The sequence below is a fragment of the Arthrobacter sp. LAR12-1-1.1 genome, assembly GCF_040676555.1.
Lineage (GTDB): Bacteria > Actinomycetota > Actinomycetes > Actinomycetales > Micrococcaceae > Arthrobacter.
In genome coordinates, this window is sequence record NZ_JBEGIG010000078.1 from 25,703 (window position 1) to 37,958 (window position 12,256).

The window sequence follows — 12,256 nt, forward strand, 5'->3', positions numbered from 1 at the left end:
GGAAACTGCATGCAATCCATCGTCACCACCAAACTGCGGGCTGGCACTCCAGCACCCGGGTTCACGCTGCCCGATGCTGCGGGCCGCCGGATTTCCCTGGCCGATTACCGCGGCAAAAGCGTCATTGTCTATTTCTATCCGCGCGCCGCCACGCCCGGCTGCACCACCGAGGCCTGCGACTTCCGCGACAGCCTTGCTGCCCTCCGGGGCGCAGGCTACGAGGTCCTGGGCATCTCGTCCGACGCCCGTGAGGCCCTCTCCGCCTTCGCCGCCGAGCACGCGCTGACGTTCCCCCTGCTCGCCGACGAGGACCACGCTGTGGCCCTCGCGTACGGGGCCTGGGGCGAGAAGCTGGTGGAGGGCGAGGTCCGCGAAGGAACGGTCCGGTCCACCGTGGTTGTCGGTCCCGACGGCAACGTGGTCCTGGCGCAATACCAGGTCAGCCCGCAGGGCCACGTGCGGGCGCTGCGGGAGGAACTCGGCATTTAGGGCACCGGATTTAGCGTTCCGGACGTCTGCGGGCGGCCCCTGACACGCTCGTCCTGGAGGCGGCCTAGAAGAGGGCGCCCGCCACCGCCTGCGTCAGCTGAAGGATCACCTCGGTGCGTTCCGGGACGTCGCTCAGGTCCTGGCCCTTGGTATAGATCACCAGGGCGTAGGCGGTGCCGTCCCGGATGAGGATGCCGGCGTCGTGCAGTTCACCGCCCAGGAGCCCGTACTTGTGGAAGACCGTGATCCCTTCCGGCACTGCGGCGGGAATGAGTGTTTCGTAGTTGGTGTCCTGCATATAGGACAGCAGCTGGGCGGTGTCCCCGGCATTCAGGAGCGTCCCGGAGTAGACGCGGGAGACGATTGTCGCCATTTCCGCCGGGGTCAGTGTATTGATTTTCGGGTCATAGCTCACGCCCAGCGACGCCGCATACTCGGTCAACTGCTCGTGGCCCACGGCATCCATGATCAGCGACCACGAGTCGTTGTCGCTCTGCTGGATCATCTCGCGGAGCTGGAATCCGGCGGTGTAGTTCCCCAACGGGTCATCGAGGCTGGCCGCCCCGGTTTCGACCAGGTGGTAGTAGGCCGCCGCGGCCAGGACTTTGGCAGTGCTCGCGGCCACGAACTTCTCCCGGACCCCGTATTCGTGGACGTCCGCGGAGCCGGCGCCCTGGGAGAGGTCGACCAGCGCCACGCCGATCTGGTACTGGCTGTTGGCATCGAGAATGGCCTGGATGCGCGTGTCCAGTGCCGCGTCCACCGCGTCCACCGCGCCCGCAGCCGGGGCAGATGCATCGGGACTGGCTGACGGCGACGCGCTGGCCTCCGCTGTGGTCGTGGCAGACGGCGCAGCCGACGCAGCCGACGTTGTCGTGAGATTCGCCGCCGTCGAGCGGGCTTGCGCAAAGGAATAGATACCTGCAGCCAGGACGACCGCCAGCACCGCGGCACAGGCCGCCCCCATCAGGGCCCGTGCCCGGCCGGTCCCTCGACGGGGCCCGCGGCCGGGAGTGCGCCGGAATCCGAATCGTCGCTGCTGTGGATTTTGCTGTTCCATAATGACTTCAATCTAGCTACGGCAGCTATGCCGGAGCTATGAAAAAGCTGTCAGGCCCGAGCCCGCCAAAGCCGCCCCGGAAGGGTCCTTGATAGGCTCAGGCGGCGGAATACAGCCTCGGTCCACGATGTTGTGCATCACAGACCCATTGTCCACTCCCCCGAAGGATCATCATGAGCGCAAACACGACCGTCAAGCTTCAGCCCGGCACCCCGGCCCCGGATTTCACCCTGCCGGACGCCGAAGGCAAGCCGGTTGCCCTGGCCGATTACCGCGGCAAGAACGTCATTGTGTACTTCTACCCGCAGGCCGCGACCCCCGGCTGCACCACCGAGGCCTGCGACTTCCGCGACAACCTCGCGTCCCTGCAGGGCTCAGGCTACGAGGTTCTGGGCATCTCCCCCGACGCCCCCGAGGCCCTGGCCCACTTCACCGGCGACTTCGCGCTGACCTTCCCGCTCCTGGCCGACGAGGACCACACTGTCGCCCTGGCATACGGCGCCTGGGGCGAGAAGCTGGTCCAAGGCGAGGTCACGGAGGGCATCGTCCGCTCCACCGTAGTGCTGGACCCCGAGGGCAAGGTGACGCTGGCGCAGTACCAGGTCAAGGCCCAGGGCCATGTTGCGTCGCTGAAGGAAGCGCTGGGCGTCTGACCCGCTGATCGTCTGACGCTGGAGTGCTCCCCCGGTGTCGGAGCGCTCGTCCGGCGTCGCCCGACTGGGTGCACCCGCGTGCCCTGACGTGGGCCGTACCTGTTTCCGCGGCGGTTTCGGACCCTCGCTGCTGAATCGGATACATGCAGCGAGGATCCGGGGCGCGCCCGTCCGATAGCTGGGCGCGTGCCTGAAACTGCCGCGGAAAAGTTCTCCACACCCGGCCCGCGGGTGGTTGTCCGGCCCAGCGTGGCGGACCACCATCGGGGCATGGAACTACCTCGGTTGCAGCGCGGGTCCTCGGTGCGCCCGTCCGAAAACGCCGCGAATACCCGCCCCGTCCCGCCGAGCTACACCTTGGTTCCCGCCACCACCGTGGCGGTGGACCGGAGCCGGATCGCGCCGTCGTGCTCGTAGCGGCCCAACAGCGCGAACACATCCGAGCGGATCAGGGCCCGCGACTCCTCATCCGCCTTAGCCAGCCCCATCGCCACGGTGGTGGCGATGTCGGTCATGAACTCCCAGTAGCTCTCGGGGGATTCGTGCACCAGGTCGGTGCTGACTTGGCGCTCGCTCACCTCTGTCAGCCCGGCGTCCTTGAACATCCGGGTCATGAACCCGGTTGGTGCGCAGCGGAACAGACCTGGAGTGCCCGCGGGCGGGATGGGCAGTTCCCGGTGCCGGGCGATCGTGCCCAGGATCAGGCTGGCCCAGGGATTTGCCGCCGCGCGCCCCCAGACGACGGCGCCGACGCGGGCACCGGGTTGGGCGGTGCGCGCCATCTCTGCCATGGCCGCGGACATCACCGGAAAGAACATCAGCCCGAAGCGGCAGTACACGGCGTCGAACGTGCTGTCCCCGAAGGGCATGGCTGCGGCGTCGCACACCTCAAAGTCCAGGTTGGTCAGGCCCCAGGCCGATGCCTTCTCCTCGGCCACGCGGAGCATTCCCGCCGAAATGTCGGCCAGGACCACCCTGCCCTCCGACACTCGCTTGGCCACGGTGAGTCCAGGTTCCCCCGTGCCTGCCGCGACATCCAGCACCCGGGAGTCGGGGCGCAGCGGCAACTCCTCGAGCAATGCCTCCCCGAACGGAGCCTGCCAGCCGAGCAGCTCAGCGTCCCATTTGTTCCAGCCCGCCGAGAACTCATTCCAGATTATGCGCTGCTGGTCGCGAATGCGGGCGGCTGAGGCTAACATGGCCGTTCCTTAGCTCGTCTGTACGTAGCCCCTAGTCTGCTCCGGGAACCGGGCCCCGGCAATGAGTCCAAGGGCAGTACGCTTAATGGCATGTCTTCCCACGAAACCCCCGGCACAGCAGGCACCGACCCCCAGCGGGAGCCGGCCCAGGGCAGCGTTCCGGAGCGCCGCGAGGTGACCGTCCGCCGGGCGCCGAAATATGTGCCCTTCCTGATCCTGGGCGGGCTCGTGGGCGTGGCCGCCGCGGCCGTGATCGCCTACGCTTTCCCCGGTGACGCGAGCTACGACCGCGGCTCGGTCTTCGGCTTCTTCATGGTCCTTTGCGCGGCCGGCGGCGTCATCCTGGGTGCCGCGACAGCCCTGGTGCTGGACCGGATGAGCGTCCGCCGCGCCGAGCACGCCGTCGTCGAGTCCGCAACGGACGCACCGGAGACTCCGGATACCTCGGACGACGACGAGAACCGCGCCTGAGCAGGCCGGCAGGTCATAAAACGGCCGCCGGAAAAGTCTTAGCGCACATCGTGAGATAATCGACCAGTGGCACGCGGCGATGGAAAACTTTCTCATGATCTTCTCCCAGGCGAAAAAGGCCCTCAGGACGCATGCGGCGTCTTCGGGGTCTGGGCACCCGGTGAAGAAGTAGCAAAACTCACCTACTACGGGCTGTATGCACTGCAGCACCGCGGTCAGGAGTCGGCTGGCATTGCAACCAGCGACGGCAAGCGGATTAACGTCTACAAGGACATGGGACTCGTTTCCCAGGTCTTCGACGAGACCACGCTGAACACCCTGACCGGGCACCTGGCCGTCGGCCACTGCCGCTATTCCACTACCGGTGCGAGCCACTGGGCCAACGCCCAGCCCACCCTGGGCGCGACGTCCACGGGCACCGTGGCCCTGGCCCACAACGGCAACCTGACCAACACGGCCGAGCTCAAGGCGATGATCGAGGACCGCAACGGCGGAAACCTCAGCGGCGAGATGAAGCAGGGCAACACCTCGGACACAGCCCTGGTCACCGCACTCCTGGAGGGCGAAGAGGGCAAGTCCCTCGAGCAGACCGCCATGGAGCTGCTGCCCAAGATCAAGGGCGGCTTCTGCTTCGTCTTCATGGATGAGGGCACCCTCTACGCGGCCCGCGACACCTACGGGATCCGCCCGCTCTGCCTGGGCCGGCTGGAACGCGGCTGGGTGGTTGCCTCCGAGCAGTCCGCCCTCGCCACTGTCGGCGCCAGCTTCATCCGCGAAATCGAACCCGGCGAGTTCATCGCGATCGACGAGGACGGCGTCCGCTCGCAGCGCTTCGCCGAGGCGACGCCGGCCGGCTGCGTTTTCGAGTACGTCTACCTCGCCCGCCCGGACGCCTCCATTGCGGGCCGCTCGGTGTACGAATCCCGTGTGGAAATGGGCCGCCAGCTGGCCCGCGAAAACACCCAGGAAGCGGACATCGTCATCCCGGTGCCGGAATCGGGCACCCCCGCGGCCGTAGGCTACGCCGAGGAATCCGGCATCCCCTTCGCGCACGGCTTCGTCAAGAACTCCTACGTGGGCCGCACGTTCATCCAGCCTTCGCAGACGCTGCGCCAGCTCGGCATCCGGCTCAAGCTCAACGCCCTCGAATCCGTGATCCGCGGCAAGCGTGTTGTGGTGGTGGATGACTCGATCGTCCGCGGCAACACCCAGCGCGCCATCGTGCGGATGCTCCGGGAAGCCGGCGCCGCAAGCGTCCACATCAAGATTTCCTCCCCGCCGGTCAAGTGGCCCTGCTTCTACGGCATCGACTTCGCCTCCCGGGCGGAACTGATCGCCAACGGCGCCACCATCGATGAAATCACCCAGGCCATCGGTGCCGACTCACTCGCCTACATTTCCGAAGACGGCATGATCGACGCCACCCGGCAGCCGCGCGAGCGCCTCTGCACCGCCTGCTTCACCGGCAAGTACCCGATCGAGCTGCCCGGGGCGGACAAGCTCGGCAAGAACCTGCTCGAACGCACGGACCTCGGCGGACTTCCCTCTGCCTCCGCCACGGCTGCTTCCGGCACGGCGCCGTCCGCGGCTTCCGCGGCGCCCGACGCCGAACCCGGCACCGCAATCTCCGACGACCCGGCCGAAAAGGCCGGCGCCACCGGCTGCGATCCAGGGCCGGATTCCGAATTCGAAGAACTGCTCACCGATGCCGACCGCGTCACCACAGCCGACAAGAAAGAGCCAGTATGACTTCCGCCTCCCCGGCCGCTGACATGAACGCCGCCCAGAACGCCGGCATCACCTACGCCTCCGCCGGCGTCGACGTCGAAGCGGGAGACCGCGCCGTCGAACTCATGAAGGACGCCGTCAAGGCCACCCACAACGCCTCGGTGATCGGCGGCGTCGGCGGGTTCGCAGGCCTCTATGACGTCTCCCGGCTGCTCACGTACAAGCGCCCGCTGCTGGCCACCTCCACCGACGGCGTCGGCACCAAGGTGGCAATCGCCCAGGCCATGGACATCCACGACACCATCGGCTTCGACCTCGTCGGCATGGTGGTGGACGACATCGTCGTCGTGGGCGCCGAGCCGCTCTACATGACCGACTACATCGCGTGCGGCAAGGTGGTCCCGGAGCGTATCGCCGACATCGTCCGCGGCATCGCGGCCGCCTGCTCGGTCGCCGGCACCGCCCTGGTGGGCGGCGAAACCGCCGAGCACCCGGGCCTGCTGGGCGAACACGAGTATGACGTCGCCGGTGCCGCCACCGGTGTTGTCGAGGCCGATGCGCTGCTCGGCCCGGACCGTGTCCGCGCCGGGGACGTGGTGATCGGCATGGCCTCCTCCGGCCTGCACTCCAACGGCTACTCTCTGGTCCGCCGCGTCATCAACCACGCCGGCTGGGCCCTGGACCGCCAGGTCTCCGAACTCGGCCGCACCCTGGGCGAGGAGCTCCTCGAGCCCACCCGCGTCTACGCCGCGGACTGCCTGGACCTGGCACGCACCTTCCCGGTCAACGGCTCCGCGGCCGGCAAGGCCGTCCACGGCTTCAGCCACGTGACCGGCGGCGGCCTCGCCGCCAACCTCGCCCGGGTCCTCCCGCAGGGCCTGCTGGCCACCGTGGACCGCTCCACCTGGGAACTCCCGGCCATCTTCAAGCTGGTCTCCGAACTCGGCAACGTCCCGCTGGCCGATCTGGAGCGCACCCTGAACCTGGGCGTCGGCATGGTCGCCATCGTGTCGCCGGAAGCAGCCGACGCCGCCGTCAACCGGCTCAACGACCGCGGCCTGCCGTCCTGGGTCATGGGCACGGTCGAGGTGAACTCGGACTCCATCGTCAAGACGGGCCCGGACTACGTCCAGGGCGCCAAGGGCGTCGACGGCGGCGCCGTCCGGCTGGTCAACGCCTACGCCTAGACCGCCTGCCCCGACGTCGAGTGCTCCCCACCGGCCGTTTTGAGTCCTGAAAACGGCAGGTGCGGAGCACTCGATGGTTAAGGCCTAGAGCACAGCGGACAGGAAGGCTCGCGTCCGTTCGTTCTGCGGATGGTTGATGACCGCTTCGGCGGGGCCTTCCTCAAGGATCCGGCCACCGTGCATGAACACCACGCGGTCGGCCACATCCCGAGCAAACCCTATTTCATGCGTGACAACGATCATGGTCATGCCGGTCCGGGCAAGGTCCTTCATAACACGAAGGACTTCACCGACGAGTTCCGGATCAAGGGCGGATGTGGGCTCGTCAAAGAGCATCAGTTTCGGTTCCATGCAGAGCGCGCGGGCAATCGCCACGCGCTGCTGCTGCCCGCCCGAGAGGTGCCGGGGGTAGGCCTGCGCCTTCTCGGCCAGTCCCACTTTTTCCAGGAGCCCGAGCGCCCGACTCCGGACCTCGTCCTTGCGCTGTTTGAGCACCCTCACCGGCGCCTCCATGAGGTTTTCCAGGACTGTCATGTGCGGGAAGAGGTTGAAGTGTTGGAAAACCATGCCGATGTCGCTCCGGTCCACGCAGATCTCATTGTGGGACTGCTCGTGCAGCTTGTGGCCCTTGAGCCGGTAGCCCACCACACGGTCCTCCACCCGGAGCAGGCCGCCGTCGATCTTTTCCAGATGGTTCACGCACCGCAGGAAGGTACTCTTTCCCGATCCGGAGGCGCCGATGATGCACACCACTTCACCGCGCCGGACATCAAGATCGATGCCTTTGAGGACCTCGTTGTTGCCAAAGCTCTTACGGACGCCCTCGGCCCGCACCAGCGGCCTTGGCTCTGCTATCTCGGTGGTCATGATTGGCTGCCCCTTCCTGAGGCTTGCGGGGAGTGGATCCTGAAGAAACGCCGCAGGCGTTCGGCGGCCGACGGCGGCACGGACCGGGACGTACCGCGGGAGAACCGCCGCTCCACGTATCCCTGGCCCACACTGAACACGGTGGTGACGATGATGTACCAGATGCTGGCCACGAGCAGCAGCGGCACCACCTGGAGATTCTTGGAATAGATGATCTGGGCCGAATACAGCAGTTCCGGGACGGCGATGACGCTGACCAGCGAGGTCATCTTCAGCATGCCGATGAACTCGTTACCGGTGGGCGGGATGATCACGCGCATCGCCTGCGGCAGAATCACCCGGAACAGGGTCTGGAGGCGGGACATGCCCAGCGCCCCCGCCGCCTCGCCTTGCCCCTGGTCGATGGACTGGATGCCGGCCCGGACAATTTCCGACATGTAGGCCGCTTCGTTGAGCCCCAGGCCCAGGATTGCCGCGGCCAGGGGTGTGATGAGCTGGTTGGCATCCAAGCTGACGCCCGGGATGCCGAACGTGATTTCCGGGTACAGAGCTGAGAGATTGAACCAGAACAGCAGCTGGACCAGCACCGGGGTGCCGCGGAAAACCGTCACGTACATACCGGCCGAGCCCTTGACCACCGGGTTGGCGGAGAGCTGCATCACGGCCAGAACGACGCCCAGGGCGACGCCGCCCGCCATGCAGACGACGGTCAGCATCAGCGTGATGCCAATGCCGTTGACGATTGTGGTGTCCCGGAAGTACAGGGCCACCTTGTCCCAGCCAAAGCGCGGGTTCGTCACAGCCGAGATAAGGAACAGAACGACGACGGCGGTGACCGCCGCTGCAGCGACCCAGCGCCACGGGTGCCGGGCCGTCACCACGGTGTACTCTCCCCTGGTGCTGGTGGTCTTTGAAAGGCTCATGGTGCCGCTCATCGGGAGGCACCCGCGCCGACCTGGTCCGCGCTGACCTTCACGGAATCGGGGATGCCGTACTTGGCGTTGATTGACGTGTACGTGTCGCTGGCCACGAGCGCCTCGACAGCGGCCACGACGGCCTTGGTCAGCGGCGAGTCCTTCGGCAAGGCGATGCCCACAGCCGTGGGATCCCAGCCGGCGCCGGGGGCGAGCTCGAAGGAGCCTCCGGAGAGTTTGCTGGCGTAGGCCATGCCGATATCGCCGGACAGGACGCCGTCCACGCGGCCGGAGGTGAGGGCCAGGTTGGCCTCGTGCTGGGAGGGGAAGAGCTGGATGTCGATCGCGGACTGGCCCGCATCCGTGCACTGCTTCGAGAACGCCGGCAGTGTTTCGATGCCCTGGGAGGTTCCCTTCTCGCCGCCGATCCTGGTGCCGCACAGCGTCATGGCATCAAGGGCGAGATTCTTCGGGTTGCCCTGCTTGACGGCCAGGCCCGAGCCGCTGTTCATGTAGGTGGCGAAGTCGGCGTTCTTTTTCCGTTCTGCGGTGACATTGAATCCGGAGATCCCGACGTCATATTTATGCGATCCGACCCCGGGGAGGATGGTGTCAAAGGTGGCCGGGACCATCCGGGCTTCCAGCCCAAGGGTCTCCCCAAGTGCCTTGGCGAAGTCGGCGTCCCATCCCGTCACTGTCTTGTTGTCCTCAGCGTAGAACTCGTAGGGCGGGAACGTGGGGTCCGTCCCCACCAAGAGCGTTCCCTTGGACCTGACCTCCGCGGGCAGCAGATCCGCGGCTGCCTGGTTGAGCGGCGCGGCGGCTATGGCACCGCCCTGCCCGGGCAAGGGCTGCGCGGCGGCGCTTCCGGCGTCGAGGGACGCGTTGGTGCAGCCGCTCAGCCCGACAAGGGCTGCGAGCAGCAAAGTGCCGGTGGTCATGAAATTACGATGTGACATAGTTGCCTTCCGGGTGGGTGGTTCCGTGGTCAACGGCGATGTTGACCAGCGTGGTGCCGACGTTGACGGGGGCCGGATGCCGAACGATGGCAACCACCCCGTCTATGGGTGCGAAGAATTCCTTGGCCGGGCGGTCGAGTTCCTCCACTGAATGAACCCTGGCCACGCGGTCCCCCGCCGCGACTCGTTGCCCCAGTTCAACGGTGGGTTCGAAGAGCCCGGCCATAGTGGAGTTCACCGGGGACTGCGGCGTGAGCTCCACCCACTGGACCGTGGATTGGAGCGGGGATTGGGCCGGTGGCCGTTCCGGGGATCGTTCCGCGGGCGGATCGCCCGGGAGAAGTCCCCAGTGGCCCAGGAGCGACCGGAGTCCCGTCCGTGCGCGCTCCAGGATCTGCAGCGAAACCGTCCCCCTGCCGCCCAGTTCGGTGGAGATCATGGGGACGCCGGCCCGGTCGGCGGCGCCGCTGATGGAACCGGATTTGAGCATGGGCTGCACCACGACGGAATACGGCACGTTGAAGGCAGCCACGGCTGCGGTCTTTTGTGCCCAAAGTTCCGGCGTGGGTCCGTGGTAGACGAAGGCCGAGGGCACGTATTCCGAGGCGATTCCGCCGGAATGGATGTCCATGACGAAATCCGCCAGCGGGATGAGGTCCTCGGCCACGATGGAAGCTATCTGCTGTGCCGGACCCCCGGCGGCGTTGCCCGGAAGGGACCTGTTGAGGTTCACCCCGTCCACGCTGGCAACGCGGCGTCCTTCCCGGACGGCGGCGATATTCAACGCGGGCAGGACAATCAGGCGACCGCTGACTTCCGCCGGGTCCATGCACCGAATGAGCTCCTGCAGCAGGATCTGCCCCTCGTACTCGTCGCCGTGGGTGCCGGCGATCAGAAGGACCGTTGGCCCGGCCCCGCCGCTCAGGACGGCGATGGGGGACGGGATGACGGCGGCGTCGTGGGCGTTGTCTGAATGTTCGATCTCCAGATAGCCGAGCTGCCTGCCTGTGGCAAGGAAATCGACACCGGGGATTCGGGGAATGTGCAGGGGCATGGGCTGACTTTCAGCTAGGCTGGGAAGGATTGGATTCACTGTATACAGTGAATACTGTGATGTAAAGCACGTAGACTTGATGAATTCGTGGGATCAGAAGGGGATGAGGCGAATGGCTGCGCAAGTTGCCAAGAAGATGCGGCCGTTGAGCGAGCAGGTCTACGACCGGATCAGCGATGAGATCGTCAACGGCGTGGTTGAGCCGGGCGCTCCACTGGTCCAGGAGCAGCTGGCGGACGAATACGGGGTTTCCCGCACCCCGATCCGCGACGCGCTGAACCGGCTGGTGCACGAAGGCCTGGCGACGCTGGTACCCGGAGCCGGATACTTCGCGACGACGCTCACGCCGTCAAACGTTGCCGAGGTCTATGAAGTCCGCAAGGCACTGGAGATCATGGCCATCCGGCAGTGCGGCGCCAAGTACACGCCCCTGGATCTGGCCCGGCTGGAGCTGCTGATCGCCGAGGGATCCGCCAGCGCCGACGCGGAGGCGCTGTTCATCGCAACCCGGGGCTTTCATTTGAGCCTGGCCGCACCGTGCCCGAATAGATTCCTTCTGACCACTCTCGAATCCGTCTGGGACAACCCCGTCCAGCGCCTGATCAGCCGGTCCTATCCGCTGGATGATGCCAAGCTGGCCCGCGTTGCGGATTCGCACAGGAAAATTCTGGCCGCCGCGCGGGCCGGCGACCCGGAAGCCCTGATTCCGCTGCTGGACCTCTGTCACGAAAAGGACTGAGGACCTAAACCTCATCGAGTGCTCCAAAACGGCCCCCTAGCAGCGCCAAAAGGGCTGTTTTGGAGCAATCGATCTGTTTAGACCTCCAGCAGGCTGAAGACGCCGCCCTGCGGGTCCTTGAGTGTGGCGATGGTGCCGGCTTCCTCGACCTCGTCCGGTTCGATCAGCACGACGCCGCCCGCGGACACAGCGGCCTGCACCGCCGCCGCGACGTCGGAGACGCCGAAATAGACCTGCCACCCCGGCTCGAGGGTCTCCTGCGCATCGCCGGGAACCCGGGCGATGCCGGCCACTTCGGCGCCGCCCACCATGAGCGTGGTGTAGGTGCCGCCGTCGTCCTGGGGGTATTCGGTCACCTCGTGCCCGAAAAGCTGCTGGAAGAAGCCGACGGCGGCCTGCGGCTCGGGTGTGAGGAGCTCGGCCCAGGCCAAGGTGCCCGCCTCCTGGCTCCGGCCGGCCCCGAAGTGGCTGCCCGCCTGCCAGGCCCCAGTGGTGCCGCCGCCGGGCGGGGCGAAGAAGACCATGACGCCGGTGCCACCGATCGCCTCGGGGCCGAATTCAAGCTGCCCGGGGGAATGGGCCAGTTCCCCGGCCAGGTCCCGGGCGTCCTCGACCGCGAAATATACGTTCCACCGGCCCGGTCTGCCGGCGGCTTCCTGCTCGGGGGTCTGCGGCGCGAGCACGGTAACCAAAGCGTCGCCGAGGAAGGCTTTCGCGTAGCTGCGTCCGTCCGGGGTGGGCAGATCCTCGTACCGCCAGCCGAAAACCTCCGCGTAGAAGGCCTTCGCCGCCTCCACATCGCTGGTCTGGAGGTCCGTCCAGCAGAGCTCGCCCTCAGCGAATTCTGTGCGCATGGTCATGGCAGTCCTTCCGGGCATCGGGGTCGCGTCCGGGAAAATCCGGCACCAACAACCTAGCCCGCGGCCCCGTCGGAGA

The 12,256-nt window shown here is 66.7% G+C and carries 13 protein-coding genes; 6 read left to right on the forward strand and 7 right to left on the reverse strand.

The features are described 5' to 3' along the window. Positions 1–9 precede the first annotated feature (9 nt). On the forward strand, positions 10–489 hold the full coding sequence (gene bcp, locus MRBLAR12_RS22225; protein WP_229995578.1) for a thioredoxin-dependent thiol peroxidase: 480 nt from the start codon (positions 10–12) through the stop codon (positions 487–489). 64 nt (positions 490–553) lie between these two features. Here the strand turns inward: bcp (MRBLAR12_RS22225) and MRBLAR12_RS22230 are convergent, their stop codons facing one another. Continuing rightward, a complete protein-coding gene (locus MRBLAR12_RS22230) occupies positions 554–1,549 on the reverse strand; it encodes a serine hydrolase (protein ID WP_364748504.1) in 996 nt (331 codons plus the stop codon). Positions 1,550–1,722: 173 nt separating this feature from the next. Here MRBLAR12_RS22230 and bcp (MRBLAR12_RS22235) point away from each other — a divergent pair, with 173 nt between their 5' ends. Next, on the forward strand, positions 1,723–2,202 hold the full coding sequence (bcp, locus tag MRBLAR12_RS22235; RefSeq protein WP_229995580.1) for a thioredoxin-dependent thiol peroxidase: 480 nt from the start codon (positions 1,723–1,725) through the stop codon (positions 2,200–2,202). A 350-nt stretch (positions 2,203–2,552) separates the two neighbouring features. Here bcp (MRBLAR12_RS22235) and MRBLAR12_RS22240 read toward each other — a convergent pair whose 3' ends face one another. Then, positions 2,553–3,401, reverse strand: a complete 849-nt coding sequence (locus tag MRBLAR12_RS22240) for a class I SAM-dependent methyltransferase (protein WP_364748507.1) — start codon at positions 3,399–3,401, stop codon at positions 2,553–2,555. A gap of 90 nt (positions 3,402–3,491) precedes the next feature. Between MRBLAR12_RS22240 and MRBLAR12_RS22245 the strand changes: the two genes are divergently transcribed. The 3 genes from MRBLAR12_RS22245 to purM all read left to right on the forward strand — a co-directional run bounded on the left by MRBLAR12_RS22245 (position 3,492) and on the right by purM (position 6,787). Next, complete coding sequence (locus MRBLAR12_RS22245) at positions 3,492–3,872, forward strand: hypothetical protein (RefSeq protein WP_229995582.1); 381 nt, start codon at positions 3,492–3,494, stop codon at positions 3,870–3,872. Between the two features lie 66 nt (positions 3,873–3,938). After that, positions 3,939–5,621, forward strand: a complete 1,683-nt coding sequence (gene purF / locus MRBLAR12_RS22250) for an amidophosphoribosyltransferase (RefSeq protein ID WP_229995583.1) — start codon at positions 3,939–3,941, stop codon at positions 5,619–5,621. After that, on the forward strand, positions 5,618–6,787 hold the full coding sequence (gene purM / locus MRBLAR12_RS22255) for a phosphoribosylformylglycinamidine cyclo-ligase (protein WP_229995584.1): 1,170 nt from the start codon (positions 5,618–5,620) through the stop codon (positions 6,785–6,787). Before purF ends, purM begins: the two co-directional genes overlap by 4 nt. Before the next feature lie 84 nt (positions 6,788–6,871). On the opposite strand, the gene MRBLAR12_RS22260 is transcribed toward purM, so the two are convergent. The 4 genes from MRBLAR12_RS22260 to MRBLAR12_RS22275 are packed head-to-tail and all read right to left on the reverse strand — an operon-like array spanning position 6,872 to position 10,581. Beyond that, the gene (locus MRBLAR12_RS22260; protein WP_364748510.1) at positions 6,872–7,654 is read right to left on the reverse strand and encodes an amino acid ABC transporter ATP-binding protein; all 783 of its coding nucleotides are present in this window, start codon (positions 7,652–7,654) and stop codon (positions 6,872–6,874) included. Beyond that, on the reverse strand, positions 7,651–8,577 hold the full coding sequence (locus tag MRBLAR12_RS22265) for an amino acid ABC transporter permease (protein ID WP_364748513.1): 927 nt from the start codon (positions 8,575–8,577) through the stop codon (positions 7,651–7,653). The genes MRBLAR12_RS22260 and MRBLAR12_RS22265 overlap by 4 nt, the downstream gene beginning before the upstream one ends. An 8-nt stretch (positions 8,578–8,585) precedes the next feature. Beyond that, a complete protein-coding gene (locus MRBLAR12_RS22270) occupies positions 8,586–9,509 on the reverse strand; it encodes an ABC transporter substrate-binding protein (RefSeq protein ID WP_364748516.1) in 924 nt (307 codons plus the stop codon). A 4-nt stretch (positions 9,510–9,513) separates the two neighbouring features. After that, on the reverse strand, positions 9,514–10,581 hold the full coding sequence (locus tag MRBLAR12_RS22275) for a succinylglutamate desuccinylase/aspartoacylase domain-containing protein (RefSeq protein ID WP_364748517.1): 1,068 nt from the start codon (positions 10,579–10,581) through the stop codon (positions 9,514–9,516). A 112-nt stretch (positions 10,582–10,693) separates the two neighbouring features. Between MRBLAR12_RS22275 and MRBLAR12_RS22280 the strand changes: the two genes are divergently transcribed. Further along, positions 10,694–11,320, forward strand: a complete 627-nt coding sequence (locus MRBLAR12_RS22280; RefSeq protein ID WP_364748520.1) for a GntR family transcriptional regulator — start codon at positions 10,694–10,696, stop codon at positions 11,318–11,320. A gap of 77 nt (positions 11,321–11,397) precedes the next feature. Here the strand turns inward: MRBLAR12_RS22280 and MRBLAR12_RS22285 are convergent, their stop codons facing one another. Then, on the reverse strand, positions 11,398–12,180 hold the full coding sequence (locus MRBLAR12_RS22285; RefSeq protein ID WP_364748522.1) for a VOC family protein: 783 nt from the start codon (positions 12,178–12,180) through the stop codon (positions 11,398–11,400). Positions 12,181–12,256 lie beyond the last annotated feature (76 nt).

Excerpts from the sequence above, each read along its gene's own strand:
- bcp (WP_229995580.1), top strand. The coding sequence starts at position 1,723 with ATGAGCGCAAACACGACCGTCAAGCTTCAGCCCGGCACCCCGGCCCCG.
- purM (WP_229995584.1), top strand. The coding sequence starts at position 5,618 with ATGACTTCCGCCTCCCCGGCCGCTGACATGAACGCCGCCCAGAACGCC.
- MRBLAR12_RS22260 (WP_364748510.1), bottom strand. The coding sequence starts at position 7,654 with ATGACCACCGAGATAGCAGAGCCAAGGCCGCTGGTGCGGGCCGAGGGC.
- bcp (WP_229995578.1), top strand. The coding sequence starts at position 10 with ATGCAATCCATCGTCACCACCAAACTGCGGGCTGGCACTCCAGCACCC.
- MRBLAR12_RS22230 (WP_364748504.1), bottom strand. The coding sequence starts at position 1,549 with ATGGAACAGCAAAATCCACAGCAGCGACGATTCGGATTCCGGCGCACT.
- MRBLAR12_RS22285 (WP_364748522.1), bottom strand. The coding sequence starts at position 12,180 with ATGACCATGCGCACAGAATTCGCTGAGGGCGAGCTCTGCTGGACGGAC.
- MRBLAR12_RS22240 (WP_364748507.1), bottom strand. The coding sequence starts at position 3,401 with ATGTTAGCCTCAGCCGCCCGCATTCGCGACCAGCAGCGCATAATCTGG.
- MRBLAR12_RS22270 (WP_364748516.1), bottom strand. The coding sequence starts at position 9,509 with ATGACCACCGGCACTTTGCTGCTCGCAGCCCTTGTCGGGCTGAGCGGC.
- MRBLAR12_RS22280 (WP_364748520.1), top strand. The coding sequence starts at position 10,694 with ATGGCTGCGCAAGTTGCCAAGAAGATGCGGCCGTTGAGCGAGCAGGTC.
- MRBLAR12_RS22265 (WP_364748513.1), bottom strand. The coding sequence starts at position 8,577 with ATGAGCCTTTCAAAGACCACCAGCACCAGGGGAGAGTACACCGTGGTG.
- MRBLAR12_RS22275 (WP_364748517.1), bottom strand. The coding sequence starts at position 10,581 with ATGCCCCTGCACATTCCCCGAATCCCCGGTGTCGATTTCCTTGCCACA.
- MRBLAR12_RS22245 (WP_229995582.1), top strand. The coding sequence starts at position 3,492 with ATGTCTTCCCACGAAACCCCCGGCACAGCAGGCACCGACCCCCAGCGG.